A 16,581-nucleotide genomic window follows, 5' to 3' on the forward strand; every position below is an offset into this window, starting at 1 on the left:
AGACCGTTTCAAGGGTGGGCCAGGCGCCGGCGCAGGGGCAGGGCCTTGGCCTGCGGCTGGTCGGCACCGGGTTTGAGCAACAGGGTCAGCAGTACCGAGAGCAGCAGCGCGCCGCTCATCAGCAGGTAGGAGGCGCCGGGGGAGCCGGTGGCGCTGTTCAGGTAGCCCACCAGGTAGGAGCCGCCGAAGGAGCCCAGGGCGCCCATGCTGTTGATCAGGGCCATGGCGCCACCGGCGACGTTGGCCGGAAGGATCTCCGGGACGATGGCGAAGAATGGCCCGTAGGGCGCGTACATGCAGGCGCCAGCGATCACCAGCAGGCTGTAGGACCACCAGAAGTGCTCGGCCCCCAGCAGGTAGGAACCGTAGAAAGCGATGGCCGCCACCAGCAGCGGCGGCCAGACGAAGCGCTTGCGCTTCTGGGTGCGGTCCGAGCCCCAGGACACCACCAGCATGGCGATCACCGCCGCCAGGTAAGGCAGGGCCGAGAGCCAGCCGGCTTCCACCATGTCCATCTGCGCGCCGTGCTTGAGGATCGACGGCAGCCACAGGACAAAGCCGTAGACCCCGATGCTCCAGCAGAAGAATTGCAGGGCGAGGATGATCACCTTGGGCGAGCGGAACGCCTCGGCGTAGTTCTTCACCGCCTTGATCCCTTGCTGTTCGGCGGCCAGGGCACTTTCCAGGTCACGTTTTTCGTCCTGGCTCAGCCACTGCGCCTGGCTGGGCCGGTCATCGGCCAGGCGCCACCAGATAAAGGCCCAGATCACCGCCGGCAGGCCTTCGATGATGAACATCCAGCGCCAGCTGAAGTGCTGCACCAGGTAGCCGGAGACCACCGACATCCAGAGCATGGTCACCGGGTTGCCGAGGATCAGGAAGGTGTTGGCCCGGGAGCGTTCGGCGCGGGTGAACCAGTGGCACAGGTACACCAGCATCGCCGGCATCACCGCGGCCTCTACCACCCCCAGCAGGAAGCGGATGCCGATCAGCATGTAGGCGTTGGCGACTATCCCGGTGAGGGTGGCCAGGCCGCCCCAGAGGATCAGGCTAACGAAGATCAGCTTCTTCACGCTGCGCTTTTGCGCGTAGATCGCCCCGGGCACCTGGAAGAAGAAATAGCCGAGGAAGAACAGCGCCCCCAGCAGCGAGGACAGGCCGGGGGTGATCTGCAGGTCGTCGGCCATGCCCGAGGCCGCGGCGAAACCGTAGTTGGCGCGGTCCAGGTAGGCCAGGCTGTAGGTGATGAAGACGATGGGCATGATGTACCACCAGCGGCGGGTGGCGAGTTTGAGCGTGTCCATGAAAGTTCTCCTGAGCTTGTTGTTTTTGTCGCAGCAGGTGGTTCGTGGTGTTCGGTCACTGCAGGAGCCGGCTGGCCGGCGAAGGGGCCCTCGGGGCATGTGTCGCCGGGCGGGCGTCTTCGCTGGCAAGCCAGCGCCTACAGGGCGCTGGCGGTTTTCAGGCTGGGTGTGTGCTCCGGTAGTTCGTGGCGCAGGGGCAGGCCTTCCATGTCGCCACGGCTCTGCACCGCGCGGCTGCCGATCCAGTTGGCCCGCTGCACCGCTTCGAGGATGCCGCGGCTTTCCAGCAGGGCGCTGATCAGGCCCACGGCAAAGCCGTCGCCGGCGCCTACGGTGTCCACCACCTGGGCCACCGGCACGCCCTCGACGAAGCCGGCATCCAGCTGGGTGCGGTAGTAGGCGCCGTGGGCGCCGAGCTTGATCACCACGGCTTCGGCGCCCTGGTCCAGGTAGAAGGCGGCGATGTCCGCCGGGTCGTCACGGCCGGTGAGCAGGCGGCCTTCGGCGAGCCCCGGCAGTACCCAATGGGCCAGCGCCGCCAGGCGGTTGATCTCGCGGATCATCAGCGCTTCGCTGGGCCACAGGGCGGGGCGCAGGTTGGGGTCGAACGACACGCTGTGCCCGGCGCTGCGCTGGGTGTGCATCAGGTGGCCGGACAGCTCTCGGGCCGAGTCCGAGAGCGCCGGGGGAATGCCGGTGGCGTGCAAGTGGCGGGCCCGCAGCAGGGCCGGGTCGAGGTCGCCGATGGCCAGGTGGCTGGCCGCCGAACCGCGGCGGAAATACTCGACCCGCGGGTCGTCGCCGCCGTCTTCCCGGGACTTGAGCTGAAAGCCGGTGGGATGGATTGGGTCGCAGCGCACGAAACGGCAGTCCAGGCCTTCGGCGCGCAGGGTGTCGAGCACGAAGCGCCCCAGGGAGTCGTTGCCTACCCGGCTCAGCCAGGCCACCTTGAAGCCCAGGCGTGCCAGGCCGATGGCCACGTTGCTGTCGGCCCCGGCGATGCGCTTGTGGAAGTGCTGGACCTGGGCCAGGTCGCCGCCGTGTTCGGCAACGAACATCGCCATGGTTTCGCCGAACGAGAGGATATCGATATCAGGCATCTGCATTCTCCAGGCGCGATTGGCCAAGGTGGGCCAGCAGGCTGACCTGCTCGGTGGTCACTTGCAGCAGGTCGGTGCCTTGCAAGGGGTATTCCACGGCCCGGGTAATACCTTGAGTCATGTGCCGCAGCAGTTGTTCCCATTGATGCAGCTCCGGGGCGCCGGGCGGTATGGCCACCCGCTTGCCGTCGACCCGCAGGCGCACCGCCTTGCAGTGCACGTAGGCCACGTGCCGGCCCAGCAGGCGCGCGGCGTTGAGCGCCGATTGCTCCTGCCATTGCCAGTTGCCGATGTCGAAGGTCATGCGCAGCGGCAGGTTCAGCGCCTCTACCGCGCTGAAAAAGCGCTGGAACGGCTCGATGCGCCCGCCGTGGACGGTCTGGTCGTTCTCCACCAGCAGGGCCAGGGGCTGGCGAAACAGCAGGCTGGCCAGGCTGCGCAGGTCGTGGTGTTCGCGAAAGTGCCCGAGGGACACCTTGAGCCGCTTGGCGCCGAACTCTCGGGCCCGTTGCAAGGTGGCGCTCAGTTGCGGGTTGGGCTCGCTGCGCTCGGCCTGCCACAGCTCCAGGGGCGAGGAAAACACGCTTTCCAGGCCGTGCTCCGCAGCGCTGCGGGCCAGCTCGGCGGGCTGCTCATGGGTCAGCAGTTCTTCGCGCCATTCGATGCAGGACGCGCCGGCGGCGGCCACCAGGGGAATGAAATGCGCCTGACCTTGTGCGCGCACAAGGTCTGCGCCGTAGCTGGACAAACTGATGGAGACGGGGGATTGCTGCATGTTCCTGACCTCTGAAACCGGTTTCATTTTTGTTCGAGAAAAAAGTGGTGGGTCTTGCCCCCACTGTTACAACCGGGTGGAGCCGCGCACGATCAACTGCGCCGGAAAATCCACCACCCGCGCCGGGGCATCGTCGCCCCGCAGGCGCTTGAGCAGGCATTCGAAGGCACTGGTGCCTATGGCTTCGGTGGGCTGGGCCAGGGCCGTGATGCCATTGCCCACCAGGGGGTACCAGTCCAGGTCGTCGAGGGCGATCAGGCCCACGCCTTCGAACAGCGGGCACTCCAGCTCACGCAGGGCGCGGGTGGCTGCCAGGGTCGCCACGCCGTTGGCGCAGAACAGCGCCTTGGGCCCGGGGCCGGGGGCGGCGAGAAAGGCTTGCAGCTGGCTGGTCAGGTGGCTGCCGGTTTCCAGCAGTTGGCCGCGCAAGGCCGGACGGCGCTCGATCTCGGCCTGGAAACTGGCGCTGCGCTCCAGCCGCGAGCTGGTGCCGTCATGGGGTTCGCTGACCAGCAGCAGGTCGCGATAGCCCTGCTGCTGCAGGTGGTCGAGGGCGCTGCGCACCGCCGCCGGGTTGTCCAGGCCCACCAGGTCGGCCTGCAACTGCGAGAGCTTGCGGTCCACCAGGACCATGGGCATCTCTTCCTGCAATTGCTGCAACTGTTCCAGGTGGTGGCCCAGGGTGTTCACGATCAGGCCTTCGATGTTGTAGGCCCGCAGGTTGGCCAGGTGCCTGGCTTCCTGTTCGTCGTCGCGGTCGGTGTTGCACACCACCAGACTGTAGCCGTGCTGGCGGCAGGCGGTTTCCACGCCATGCATCACGGCAATCGAATAGGGGTTGCGGATATCGGCCACCAGCATGCCGATCAGGCGGGTGCGCCCGCGCTTGAGGCCGCGGGCCATCTGGTTCGGGCGGTAGCCCAGTTCGCTGATGGCCTGATCGATGCGCAGGGCAATGGCATCGGAGAGCAGGGCCCGGTCCTCGCCGATAAAGCGCGACACGCTGGCCTTGGAGACCCCGGCGCGGCGGGCGACATCGAGCATGGTGACGCGGCTGCGCTGGGCGGCGGAAAACTGATTCACGGGCGACGACCTTGTTTTTGGAATTATGGGTTCCAGTTGCGCTGAAACCGGTTTCAGGAAACCGCAAAAGCGCTTCGGCCGTCAATAGTGCAGAGGCAGGAAATAGCATCCACGCAGGTCGGTGGCTGACCAACGGTCGCGTTCAGGGGCGGCCCAGGTGCTGTTCCAGGTAGGCCAGCAGGGCGTTGTACAGGGCATCCACTTCAGGGGCCAGGCCTCTGGCACGCAGGCAGCCGTGCACCAGCCCCAGGCCCGGGTACAGCTGGCTTTGCCCACCGGCTGCGAGCAAGTGCTGGTGATAACGCTCGCCGTCATCGCGCAGCGGGTCGAACTGTGCCAGGGCGATAAAGGCCGCGGGCAAGCCGGCGAACTGTTGCGCCAGTAGCGGCCGGGCATAGGCCGAGCGCTGCTGCGGGCCGGGCAGGTACAGGGCCTGGAAACAGTCCAGGTCGCTGCTGCTGAGCAAGGGCGCGTCGGCGCACTGGCTGCGCGAGGGCAGGTTGGCGGCGCCACCCAGGCCGGGGTAGACCAGCACCTGGGCCGCCGGCCCGGGTTCGCCGGCATCGCGCAGGGCCAGGCACAGCGCCGCCGCCAGGTTGCCGCCGGCGCTGTCGCCCATCAGCACCCGGCGCTGCGGGTCCAGTGGCAGGGGCAGCAGCCCTTGTTCCAGGGCCCGCCAGACCCCCAGGCAATCGTCGAAGGCGGCGGGGAACGGGTGCTCCGGGGCCAGCCGGTAGTCCACGGCGATCACCAGTATTCCCAGCTCGCTGGCCAAGCGGGCGGTGATGAACTCGTGGGAGTCCAGGCCCCCCAGCACCCAGCCGCCGCCGTGCAGGTACAACAGCCAGGGCCAGCCCGAAGGCGCAGCGGGGCGCTCGGGGTGATACAGGCGCAGTGGCACCCCGGAAAGTTGCAGCTCCTGTACCGCCAGCCCGGCCGGGCGAGGCGGGGTGAAGGCCCGGCACATGCGCTCGTAGCTGTCGCGCAGGCCCTGGAAGCTGCTGTCGGCGCTGGTGTAGCTCAGGGTTCGCTGGACAAAGGCCGCCAGCTCGGCAGAAAGCGGGTAATGGTTCATGGACAGTCCTGGAGGGTGGCTACAGGCTCGCTTTGACCGCTGCCACGCCATCGCGGCCGTCGAAGGTGGTCACCCCCGCCAGCCAGCGCTGCAGGTCCTCGGGATGCTCGCGCAACCATTGCCGGGCCACCTCCTGGGGCGATTGGCGCTGCATGATGGGCACCATCAGCTGGCTTTCCTGGGCTGCGGTGAAGCTCAGGTTCTTCAGCAGCCGGTCGACGTTGGGGCAGCGCTCGGCATAGTCCGGGGCGGTCACCGTGGACACCGTGGCCGCGCCTTCGTTGGGCCCGTACACGTCCTCGCTGCCGGTGAGGTAGGTGATGGCCAGGTTGATGTTCATCGGGTGCGGGGTCCAGCCGACGAACACCACGAACTCCTTGCGGTTGATCGCCCGCTGCACCGCCGCCAGCATCCCGGCCTCGCCGGACTCGATCAGCTTGAAGCCCTTGAGGCCGAAATGGTCGGTGTCGATCATGGTCTTGATCGTGGTATTGGCGCCGCTGCCGGGTTCGATGCCATAGATCTTGCCCCCCAGCTGCTCCTTGAAGCGGGCGATGTCGGCGAAGGTCTTCAGGCCCGCTTGCGCCACGTAGTCCGGCACTGCCAGGGTCGCCTGGGCATCGGCCAGGCTGGGCTGGGCCATGACCCTGACCTGCCCGGCGGCCAGGAAGGGCGCGATGTTCTGGTCCATGGCCGGTTTCCAGTAGCCGAGGAAGATGTCCAGGCGCCGGTCGCGAATGCCGGCGAAGATGATCTGCTGCACCGCGCTGGTCTGCTTGCTGTCGTAGCCCAGGCCGCCGAGCAGCACGTCGGCCATGGCGCTGGTGGCAATCACGTCGGTCCAGTTGACCACGCCCATGCGCACGGTCTTGCAGGCGGCGGGCTCGGCGGCCCAGGTCGGGGCACTCAGCAGGGCGCTGGCGCAACAGGCCAGGAAACAACGCTTGAACGGTGTTTTCATCGGAGGCTCTCGTGGGGCAGTGGTTTTTGTTCGGGGCGGCGTCTTGTTGCGCCGTGTGCGCCACCCTACAGCGCCCGCGGCGAGCGCAGCCAGTGCGCCGAACCGGCCCCCAGCAGTGCCCAGGCGCCCAGGCACGGCAGGGCGATGAGGAAAAACACCAGGGACAGCCACAGCGCCCGCCACTGTCGGTCGGCCTCGGTACCGGCGAACACGCTGACCACCGCCAGGGCCATCATCCAGGTCTTGGGGTTCACCAGTTGCAACGCGGCGGCGCCGGCCAGCCCGAGGCGGCGCGGCTGCCCGGCACTGGCATCCAGGGCGCTGGCCGGGGCCTGCCAGATCTGCCAGGCCAGGTAGCTGAGCCACAGCAGCCCGAGCCACTGCATGGCCTGCTGCACCTTGGGCCTGCCGGCGAGCCAGTCGCCCAGGCCGGCGCCCACCAGCAGCACGATCCCGGCCGCAGCCAGCGCCGCGCCGAGGATGATCGGCGGCGCCGCCCGCAGGCCATGGCGGGCGCTGTTGTTCAGCACCAGGATATTGGTCGGCCCCGGGGTGATGGAGGCGACGAAGGCAAACAGCACAAAGGGCAACAGGGTCGAGAGAGACAGGGGCATGGCGGGCAACTTTGGGAAGTGATCGGCAGTTGATCCTGGCCCAGGTGCTTTCAGGCGTCTGGAAGCTTTGTGCAGCGCTTGCGATACAGGGCCGGGCTCAGCCCGTAGGCACGCATGAACCAGCGCCCCAGGTGGCTCTGGTCGGCAAAGCCCAGGGCCGTGGCGACCTCGGCCGGCGCCGCGCCGCCGGCCAGCAGGCGGCGTGCCCGGCTCAGGCGCAGTTGCACCAGGTAGGCATGGGGTGGCAGGCCGAAGGCGGCCTTGAAGGCGCGGCTGAGGCGAAAGCGGTCGACCCCGCAGGCCTGGCTCAGGGCTTCCAGGCTCAGGTCCTGGGCCAGGTGTGCATGCAGGTAGTCCCGGGCCCGTTGCGCCACCAGCGGCAGGCGCGGGTCCTGGGCGTAGCGCCGGCGCCAGTGCAAGTGCCCGGTCAGTTGTTCCAGCAACTGGTCCAGGGCGCTCTGGCGGACGATGCGCAACTCGCCATGGTGCAGGCTGTGAAAGGCCGCGCTGGTGGCCCGGGCCAGGCGCGGATCGCTGGCCAGGGTACTGCCGAATGCCAGTTGGGCATTGGCCGGCGCCTCGGCGAACAGCGCCCCCAGTTCGCGCTCCAGCCACTGCGGGTCGAGGTACAGCATGCGGTAGGTAAAGCCGCCCTCGGTGGGGGCCTCGCCGTCGTGGATCTCCCCCGGTTCCAGCAGGAACACCTTGCCCGGTGTGCTCTGGTGCCGGGCCCGGCGGCAGTTGAACTGCTGCACCCCTTGCTCGGTGACGCCCACCAGGTAGCTGTCGTGCCAGTGCGGGTCATAGGCGTGGCCGGTGAAGTGGGCCCGCAGGGTCTCAATGCCGGTGTCGGCATCCTGGGCCAGGTCGATCCAGTTGGGCGTGGTCATGGGGCGGTCCGTGGGGCGTGGCGGCAACCCTGGCAGTTAACGCCGGTGCCAGGGCTGGGGTCTAGAAGTTTTGTGCAGCCTCAACTGAACAGCCCGGCGGCGATATTGATCGAGAAACCGAGGATTGCGGTGTTGAACAGAAAACCGATCAGCGACTGGGCGAGGACGATCTTGCGCAGCTCGCGGGTGGCCACGCCGACGTCCGAGGTTTGCACCGCCACGCCGATGGTGAAGGAGAAATACAGGAAGTCCCAGTAGTCCGGGTTGGTCGGGCCTTCGGCAAAGCGCAGCGCCGGTTCCTTGCCGTCCCAGGTGTAGTACAGGCGCGCGTAGTGCAGGCTGAAGATCACCCCCACCAGCAGCCACGAGCCGATCACCGTCAGCCCGGTGAAGCCGTAGTGGACCAGGCGCTGGGTGCTGTCCAGGTCCTTGCTGCCCACCAGCTCCAGGGTGATCGCCACCAGGCTGGCAATGGCCGCCACACAGACGATCAACAGCACCAGGCCGGCGTTTTCATCCTCGGCTTCGGCGATACGCCTGACCTCATCGGCGCGAGCCCGAACGGTGAGCCAGAACATCAGTGCCAGGTAGCTCCAGACAGCGGCGTTCCAGCCAATGAGGATCTTGCCGGTCAGGGTCTGGGCAGGAGCGAGCAGACCAATGGCGCAGCCGATCAGGACGCCGATGGTCAAGCGGGGGTGGGTGCGGATGACGACGGACATGGGCATTTTCGCGAGAGTGGAAGTGGCCAAACCTTAGCATGGCGCCTGGCTCCCGGGGCCGCCCAATGGCGAACGTGCACCCGCATCCCCGGCCGGCCTCGAACTCAGGCCGGCGGGGCAGGCTGCTATCAGAACTGGTAAGTGAAGGCTGTCTGAATACCGGTCACATCACTGCCACCTGGCTGCTGCGCCCAGAACACGCCCGTATGCACGGCGCTGTGTTCGTTCAGGGCATAGCTCACTCCCGTGCCGGCCCCCAGGCGAGCGTCGTGCTGTTTTCCGGCCTGGTAGGTGTAGCGCCCCAGGTACTCCATTTGGGCTTGAAAGGCATCGCGCTTGTTGCGCAGGTCCTGGGTCAGCTCCAGGTTGGCACTGAGTTCCAGCTGCCGGGTGAGCTTTTTGGCGCCCCGTACACCGAGGTTCAGGCTGGTGGTCGTGCGGCCCATTTTCGCGTAGCTGGCCGCAAACACCGCGCCGCTGTTTTCACGATAGCCCTGGCGGCTGACCTGAGTCTGGCTGAGGCCCAGATACGGCGTCAGGGTCATTGCATTGAGCATCACGCCGTAGGCGCCTTCGATGCTCAAGGACTTGCCGCGCAGGCTCGAACGTCCTTGGCCGGCCTCGGTGTAAGCCAGTTGTTCGCGTGTAATGTCGACCTTGGAAGACACATAGGCTGCGGCCACACGGCCCTGCCAACCCAGCCCGTGGCCTGTTTCATCAACGGCGGCGAAGAGGGCGACCGCCGGTGCTGCCGACCCTGCCTTGGCGTAGTTGTCCGGCAGTTGCCGATCGAGGTCCTGATCCAGGGTGACGCCAAGGCGCAGATGCTCGGTGGGACGAACCCCCAGGGTCAGGCTCATGCTGGTCTGCCTGGCCACGCCGTTGCGGCTGTAGCTTGGGCCCACACCGATACAGAACGAGCCACTGTCGATTTGGCATTCCTGGCTCATCAATCGAGCCAGTTGTTCGCTGCGCAAATCGAGCATCCCCCAGACCCGATTGGCGTTCTTGGCCATGGCGGTGCGGGTGTTGTCCAGGTCGACAAGGTGGGAACCTGTTTCGGTGATTTTCCATAGCGCGGCGTGCATGGCTCCTTCACCCGTAAGGCTGAGGCCCACGACAACATTGCCGTCAGCGGAGACGCCGGTCGCCGCTGACGTTTCACCGCCCAGGGTGCCCAGGTCGACCATGCCGCTGGCATCGGTGTGCCGGAATGCATGGACATAGCCAGTGGCCGTCGCGGCTACACCTACGATGACGCTACCGTCGGAGGAAGTGCCATAAGCGAAGGAATCGCCACCCCAGGAGTCCAGGCCGACCATGCCGGCAGTGTCAGTGTGCTTGAACGCTTGAGTGCCGCCTGTAGCTGTCTGGGCCATTCCCACGACAACATGGCCGTCAGCGGAGATGCCGAATGCCTGTGAGGTCTGCCCTCCCAGGGTGCCCAGATCGATCATGCCGTTCGCGTCGGTGTGCTTGAAGGCGTGTTGCGTGTCTGTGCTGGCATCGATATCAGCGTATCCCACGACGATGCTGCCGTCCGCGGACACGGCGGTGGCAAAGGAGTAGCCGCTGTTGCCCGCATCCAGGGTGCCCAGATCGATCATGCCCATCGCATCGGTGTGCTTGAACGCACGATAGTCGCCATTGGTGGTAGTCGAATCGCCTACGACAACGGAGCCGTCAGCGGACACGCCCGTGGCCTGTGAGGTAAGTCCTCCCAAGGTGCCCAGGTCGATCATGCCGGTGGCGTCGGTGTGCTTGAAGGCGTGAGCGTTGTTACTGGAGACGCCGGCGAACCCCACGACCACCTTGCCATCAGCGGATGCGGCCTTGGCATAGGATTGAACGCCACCCAGTGTGCCCAGATTGACCATGCCGGTCGCATCGCTGTACTTGAACGCATATTGATTGCCGTTCGCGAACGCAGTGCCGACGATGAAATGGCCGTCAGCCGATACGCCATAGGCTACCGAGCCATCAGCGCCCAAAGAACTCAGGTCGATAGTAGTGTCGGCACAGGACTGTGCTGAATAAATCATTCCATAGATCAGTGTTAGTGCGGCTGTTGCAAAAGGCGATTTCAATGTAATGAACCTGGCGAAAAAGGAAATGATTACAGCGGCCTGAGTAATGGAAGTTTTTTATGGGCGAGCAGGCTACTGCCGAGGTAAAGGCTTGGTTTACGCAGTGATGAGGGCGTGAAGCCCGGATGGCTTGGGGTTTGGGGCCGGGCGGGGCGCGATGGCGTGAGTCGAAGTTGTCTTGCTTACATGCGGGTAGTAACTGGGTGTTTAACTAATCGTTGTGTTGGATATGAACTTTGTGTGTCGAATTAGTTTAGTTATTAGTTGCGGATGAAGTCTTTAGGAAAATTCTGAAAGCCGGTTATTTCGGCAGCTCAATCTATTTGAGGCTGCCGATGCGCGCATCTTGTGAAAGTTATTGTTTGGCCATGACTGCCAGGAACAACTCTGATTCGAGTTGCTCCTGCAACCACTCCTGCAAGGAGCGATAAGGCGTCTGGGCAAACCACTCCCGGTCCACATGGGCAAACTGGCGAACAAACGGCAGCAGCGCCATGTCCGCCAGGCTCGGATGCGCCGCCAGCAGATAGCGGCGCTGCTGCAACAGGCTATCGAGGCGCGCCAGAAACGCCTCGCCCTGGGCCCGGTAGTGCTCCATGGGCGCCTCGGGGTAGCGCTCGGCGTACTTGTAGCGATTGAGGTGCACCTTGAACACCTGGTCATTCTCGGCAATCAGTGCCGCCATCTGCGCCTGGGCCGTCGGGTCCGCCGTGAGCCGCCAATCCTCGGGGTCATGCTGGGCCAGGGCCCAGTGCATGATCTCCAGGCTTTCATCGATCACCCGATCCTCCAGTGCCAGCACCGGCACCGTGCCCTTGGCCGACAGCGCGAGCATCTCGGCCGGCTTGGCCTTGAGGCTGACTTCGACAATCCGCATTGGCACCCCGGCATAGCGCAGGGCCAGCCGCGCACGCATGGCGTAGGGGCAGCGGCGGAAGGAGTAGAGGGTCGCCCCCGGCGTTTGCAGCGTGCTCATTTCACCTCCAGGGTGCTCAGGCCATTGCCCTGGCGGCTGACCTTGATCTGTACCGGAATCCGTTCGTGCATTTCCTGTACGTGGGAGATCACCGCCACCTTGCGGCCCTGGGCCTGCAGGCCGTCGAGGGCATCCATGGCCAGTTGCAGGGACTCGGGGTCGAGGCTGCCGAAGCCTTCGTCGATGAACAGCGATTCGATCTTCAGGGTGCTGGAAGCCATGGAGGCCAGCCCCAGGGCCAGGGCCAGGGACACCAGGAAGGTTTCGCCGCCGGACAGCGAGTGCACCGAGCGCAGTTCGTCGCCCATTTCGGTGTCCAGCACCAGCAGGCCGAGCATGCTGCCACCGCGCTTGAGGCGGTAGCGGCGCACCAGTTGGCGCAGTTGGGCATTGGCGTGGTGCACCAGCAGGTCGAGGTTGTAAGCCTGGGCGATCTTGCGGAACTTGTCGCCTTCGGCCGAGCCGATCAGGGCGCTGAGCCGGGCCCAGCGCTGCCACTGGGCGTAGGCCTGTTCAAGGCGTTGGTTGAGGGCCTGGTTGGCGGCCTGGCGGCGCTGGTCCTCGCTTTGCCGTGCACGCAGGTCCGCCACCTGTTGTTCGCTGGCCTGGGCCTGTTGCTGCAGCTGTTCCAGGGCCTGGGCCAGTTGCTCGGTCTCCAGGTTGCCGTTGTGCTGGGCCTGATGCTGTTCCAGGCGCTGCTGGCGTTCCTGCAGCAGGACCTTGGCCTGCTCGATGGCCTTGTCGTTGTCTTGCAGGCGCTGGCGCAGTTGCTGCACCTGTTCTTCGTCCAGCTCCAGCAGCTGTTGCAGGCCGGCGTCATCCAGTTCCGGGTGCCCGGCGCGCCACTGCTCGATGCTGGCGGCCAGCTGCTGCTGCTCGTTTTCCAGGGCTTGCAGGCGTTCTTCCCGGGCCTTGAGCTCGGCGCCCAACTCGATCGCTTGCTGGTGCAGTGCCTGCTGCTGTTGCTGGGCCAGGGCCTGGGCGCTGCGGGCCTGGTCCACGGCTTGCTCCAGGTGCTGCTGCCAGTGCTCGGCGCTGGGCTGCTGGCCCAGCAGTTCGGCGAGCCTGTGCTGGCAGGCCTGTTGCTGCTGGTGCAGGGTGTCGAACTGCTGTTGGGCCTCGGCCAGTTGTTGCTGGCGGGTCAGTTGGCGGTCCTGTTCCTTTTCCAGGGTCAGCTGGCGTTGTTGCTGTTCTTCGGCCTCTTCCTGCTGCTCGCGCAGTTGCTCGATGCGTTGCAGCACCTGCTGGTCGAGCTGCATGAAGGTGCTGGCCGGGTCGCGACGCAGGCCGTCGAGGACCTCTGCCGGCAGCAGGTGGCTGAAGCTGGCCAGTTCCTCGTCCAGGCGCTGGCGGTCGGCGCTCAGTTGCTGCTGTTGCTTGTCCAGGTGCTGGGCGGCCTGCTGGCTGGCGTCGATTGCTGCCTGCAGCTGGTTTTGCAGGCGCGCGGCATCTTTTTGCAGGGTCAGCAGGGCGCCCTGGCGGTTTTCGTCCTGGGTGATGCTCTGCTGCAGCTGGTCGAGTTGCTGTTGCAGCCAGGCATCGCGCTTGGGCGGGTCCTGGTCCAGGAGGCTGGCGCTCAAGGGGTGGGCTTGCAGGCTCGGGGCCAGGGCCTGCTGCTGGCTCGCCAGCTGTTCCTGCTGCTGGAGGAATTCCTTCTGCTGGGCGATCAGCCCCTGGACCTGGGCCCGCAGTTCGTTGAGCTGTTCCTTGAGGCTGTCCACCGTCTTGCGGGCGCTGGCTTCCTCGTTCTCGTCGTGGCGCCCGAGGCTCTGCAGCAAGGCTTCAGGCTGGTGGTAGGGGTGCTCGACGCTGCCGCACACCGGGCACGGCTGGTCGCTCTGCAATTGCCCGCGCAATTCCTCGACGCTGGCGCTGCGGGCCAGCCGCTGGCGCTCCAGCAGGGCCTGGGTGACGCTCAGGGTCTGCTCGGCCACCACCAGCTCGGCCTTGGCCTGCAGGCCGACCTTGTTCAGTTCCTCGCGCTGGGCGGCCACCGCCTGCTGCCTGTCCTGCAGGGCCTGGCCGCGCTGGTCCAGTTCGCGTTGCTGGGCCCAGAGCCGGGCCAGCTCTTCGACGGCGCGCTGCTGCTTGCGGTTGTCCTGGAGCAGGGTGCCGAGCAACTGGATCTGCTCGGCCACCGCCTGGGGCTCGGCCCCGGCTTCGCTGTAGAGCAGTTCGAGCTGCGTGCGTTGCTCGCTCAGTTGCTGGGCGGCGCTGCTGGCGCGCTGTTCCAGGGCCGGCAGTTCGGCCTGGCCCTGGTGCAGGCGATTGCCGATCAGCATCAGCTGTTGCAGGCGTTCGCGGTAGGCGTTCCAGGCGTCGCTCAAGGGGGCGAGGGCGACGCTGTGGGCCAGTTGCCCGGCGATCCGCTCCAGGCGTTCGCCCACCAGGCGCTGTTTTTCCAGCAGTTGCTGGATGCCTTGCTGGCCCTCGGTGCTGGCCTGCTCGGCGCGGCTGCGTTGGGCCTCGGCCTGGGCCAGGCTCTGCCCCAGGCGCTCCAGGTTGGCCTGTTCGGCAAAGGCTTCGCGCAGCAACGGGGCGCTGGTGCTGTGCTGTTCCTGGGCCTGGGACAGGGCCGTGCCGGCGTCCTGCAGTTGCTGTTGCAGGCGTTCCTGCTGTTGTTGCAGGGCGCCTTGCTGTTCGACCTGCTGTTGGATCTGCTGGCGCAACGGCAGCAGGCTGGCGCCCAGCTCTGCCTGGCGCAGGAACTGGTGCCGCTGCGGCGCCAGTTGCTCCAGGCGTTGCAGGCGCAGGCGCTCCGGGGCCAGGGCCTGGGCGTCCTGTTCGGCCGCTTGCAGTTGTTCGGCGGCGCTCTGCCGGGCTTCCTGCCATTGGCGCAGTTCCTTGAGCCAGACGTGCTGGGCTTCCAACTGCCTGAGCTGGGCCTGTTGCTCCTTGAGCTGTTGCTGGGCCTGGCTCAACTGCTGTTCAAGCTCGGCCCGGGCCTCGGGCTCCAGCGGGCTGATGCCGCTGGCCTGGGCCTTGAGCTCCTTGTGGGCGTCTTCGGCCTCCTTGCTCTTGCTGTAGGCGCGGCGCCCCAACTGGCTGTAGACCGCAGTGTTGGTGAGCTTTTCCAGCAGCTCGCTGCGTTCCTTGTCGTCGGCCTTGAGAAAGGCGCTGAACTCGCTCTGGGCCAGCATCACCGCCCGGGTGAACTGTTCGAAGTTGAGCCCCAGGCGGGCCTCGATCAGTTGCTTGTATTCGCTCTTGCTCTGGTTGCTCAGCAGCTGTTCGCTGTCAAGGTCAGTGAGGTTCTGCCGGCTGCCTTGCAGCTTGCCGGTGGCTTTGTCGCGGGCGCGGTTGGTTTCCCAGCGGGCGCGGTAGCGACGGCCGTCGATGCCGACAAAATCCACCTCGGCATAGCCGCTGCCGGTACCGCGGCGCAGCAGGGTGCGCGGGTCGCTGGTGAGGATCTCGCTGTCGACCTCGGGGACCTTGGTCTCGCGGCCGATGTTGTTCAGCCGCGGCACCGCGCCGAACAGCGCCAGGCACAGGGCATCCAGCAGGGTGCTCTTGCCGGCGCCGGTGGGCCCGGTAATGGCGAACAGCCCGGCGCTGGCCAGGGGCTCGGCGGTGAAGTCGATCTCGAAGGGGCCGGCCAGGGAGGCCAGGTTCTTCAGGCGGATGGCCAGGATCTTCATGGCTGTTCACCTTCTTGCTGGACGTCCTGCAACAGCAGGGCGAAATCCTTGAGGGTGGCTTCGTCCACCTCGTTGGCGTAAGCGTCGCGCCAGGCGCGGCGGAACAGCTCTTCGGGGGTCAGCTGGTCCAGCTCGATCAGCTCGGCACTGGCCTCTTCACCGTCACCTGCGCCCTTGCCGGCGTATTCGGCGGCGATCCGCACCAGGCGCACGGCCTTGCCTTGCAGGGCGCTTTCCACTTGCTGGCGCAGGTCCGGCTGGGGCTCGTCCAGGCGCACCCGCACTTCCAGCCAGGGCTGGCGCTGCTCCTCGGCCAATAGGTCGATGTCCGGCAGCTCGCCGAGCTGGGTCAGGAGTTCCCCCAGGGGCGCCGGGCCCAGGCGTTGCAGGTTCACCGCGCGGGGAATCAGCCGCGGTTCGACGCTGACCAGGGTCTCGCCGTCCAGGCGCACGTCGAGGACCTGGTGCTGATAGCCGATCTCGGAAAACGACAGCGGGATCGGCGAGCCGCTGTAGCGGATGCGCTCCTCGCCGTTGACCTTCTGCGGCTTGTGCAGGTGGCCCAGGGCCACGTAGCTGATGTCCGGGCCGAACAGGCTGGCGGGCAGGGCCTCGGCGTTGCCGATGATCAGGCTGCGTTCGGAATCTTCCGAGACCGAACCGCCGGCCATGTGCGCATGGCTGACGGCGACCAGGGCCTGGCCCGGCTGGCGCTTGGCGTTGGCCGCGGCGATCAGCCATTCGTGGACCTGGGCAATGCCCTTGAGGTAGTCGTCGCCCAGCTGGCGGCCGGTGACTTCCGCCGGCCGCAGGAACGGCAGGGCCAGGCACCAGGCGGCGACCTGGCCGCTGGCGTCGGGCAGCGGCAGCAGCAGGCGCTCGGCGTCCAGCTGGCCGTCGTCCAGCCACAGCACCCGGCCCAGGGCGTGGGTGCGCAGGCGGCGCATCAAGGGCGCCGGCAGCTCGATGCGCGAGCCGGAGTCGTGGTTGCCGGCGATCATCACGACGGTCAGGGCCGGCTGCTGCTCGTGGGCGCTGACGATGAAGTCGTAGAGCCGCTCCTGGGCGCTGACCGGCGGGTTGACGGTGTCGAAGATATCGCCGGCGATCAGCAGCACATCGGGCTGTTCGTGCTTGAGCTGGCGCAGCAGCCACTCCAGGAAACAGGCGTGTTCGAAGTCGCGTTCCTGGCCGTGGAGGTTCTGGCCCAGGTGCCAGTCGGAGGTGTGAAACAGACGCAAGGCAGGCTCCGCATGCAAAAGGCTTGGCCGCACATAAGGGTGACCGCGGCGAAAGGGCAGAGAGTTTACTGGCAAATGCGTGTTCATGCCCGAGCCGTGGCAAATGCCCCGG

Annotated in this window: 13 protein-coding genes; all 13 read right to left on the reverse strand. The window is 66.5% G+C overall.

Annotated elements, in window-relative coordinates; genetic code table 11:
- Positions 1-8: 8 nt before the first annotated feature.
- The 13 genes from A9971_RS25670 to A9971_RS25730 all read right to left on the reverse strand — a co-directional run bounded on the left by A9971_RS25670 (position 9) and on the right by A9971_RS25730 (position 16,469).
- Positions 9-1,304: an MFS transporter gene (locus A9971_RS25670; protein ID WP_123430881.1), complete on the reverse strand. Its 1,296-nt coding sequence runs from the start codon at positions 1,302-1,304 to the stop codon at positions 9-11.
- A gap of 137 nt (positions 1,305-1,441) precedes the next feature.
- Entirely contained in the window at positions 1,442-2,404 is a 963-nt protein-coding gene (locus A9971_RS25675; RefSeq protein WP_072442076.1) for a sugar kinase, read from the reverse strand.
- Positions 2,397-3,179 carry a sugar phosphate isomerase/epimerase gene (locus A9971_RS25680; protein ID WP_182999871.1) on the reverse strand — a complete coding sequence of 261 codons (783 nt, stop codon included), beginning with the start codon at positions 3,177-3,179 and terminating at the stop codon, positions 2,397-2,399. The genes A9971_RS25675 and A9971_RS25680 overlap by 8 nt, the downstream gene beginning before the upstream one ends.
- Before the next feature lie 66 nt (positions 3,180-3,245).
- Entirely contained in the window at positions 3,246-4,262 is a 1,017-nt protein-coding gene (locus tag A9971_RS25685; RefSeq protein ID WP_047336608.1) for a LacI family DNA-binding transcriptional regulator, read from the reverse strand.
- A gap of 142 nt (positions 4,263-4,404) precedes the next feature.
- Positions 4,405-5,337, reverse strand: coding sequence for an alpha/beta hydrolase (locus tag A9971_RS25690; RefSeq protein WP_053158156.1), 933 nt, complete (start codon positions 5,335-5,337; stop codon positions 4,405-4,407).
- 19 nt (positions 5,338-5,356) lie between these two features.
- Positions 5,357-6,298 carry a choline ABC transporter substrate-binding protein gene (locus A9971_RS25695; RefSeq protein WP_065363901.1) on the reverse strand — a complete coding sequence of 314 codons (942 nt, stop codon included), beginning with the start codon at positions 6,296-6,298 and terminating at the stop codon, positions 5,357-5,359.
- Positions 6,299-6,363: 65 nt separating this feature from the next.
- Entirely contained in the window at positions 6,364-6,912 is a 549-nt protein-coding gene (locus A9971_RS25700) for a LysE family translocator (RefSeq protein WP_259652275.1), read from the reverse strand.
- Positions 6,913-6,962: 50 nt separating this feature from the next.
- On the reverse strand, positions 6,963-7,802 hold the full coding sequence (locus A9971_RS25705; RefSeq protein WP_015635414.1) for an AraC family transcriptional regulator: 840 nt from the start codon (positions 7,800-7,802) through the stop codon (positions 6,963-6,965).
- An 80-nt stretch (positions 7,803-7,882) separates the two neighbouring features.
- Positions 7,883-8,524: a DUF1345 domain-containing protein gene (locus tag A9971_RS25710; RefSeq protein WP_041752210.1), complete on the reverse strand. Its 642-nt coding sequence runs from the start codon at positions 8,522-8,524 to the stop codon at positions 7,883-7,885.
- Positions 8,525-8,652: 128 nt separating this feature from the next.
- On the reverse strand, positions 8,653-10,611 hold the full coding sequence (locus tag A9971_RS25715; protein WP_253278694.1) for an HAF repeat-containing protein: 1,959 nt from the start codon (positions 10,609-10,611) through the stop codon (positions 8,653-8,655).
- Positions 10,612-10,966: 355 nt separating this feature from the next.
- Positions 10,967-11,587: a glutathione S-transferase gene (locus A9971_RS25720; protein ID WP_072450555.1), complete on the reverse strand. Its 621-nt coding sequence runs from the start codon at positions 11,585-11,587 to the stop codon at positions 10,967-10,969.
- Entirely contained in the window at positions 11,584-15,228 is a 3,645-nt protein-coding gene (locus A9971_RS25725) for an AAA family ATPase (protein WP_182999872.1), read from the reverse strand. The genes A9971_RS25720 and A9971_RS25725 overlap by 4 nt, the downstream gene beginning before the upstream one ends.
- Positions 15,225-16,469: an exonuclease SbcCD subunit D C-terminal domain-containing protein gene (locus tag A9971_RS25730; protein WP_182999873.1), complete on the reverse strand. Its 1,245-nt coding sequence runs from the start codon at positions 16,467-16,469 to the stop codon at positions 15,225-15,227. Before A9971_RS25730 ends, A9971_RS25725 begins: the two co-directional genes overlap by 4 nt.
- Positions 16,470-16,581 lie beyond the last annotated feature (112 nt).

Source organism: Pseudomonas sp. UME65 (assembly GCF_014170225.1).
GTDB classification, from domain to species: Bacteria; Pseudomonadota; Gammaproteobacteria; order Pseudomonadales; family Pseudomonadaceae; genus Aquipseudomonas; species Aquipseudomonas protegens.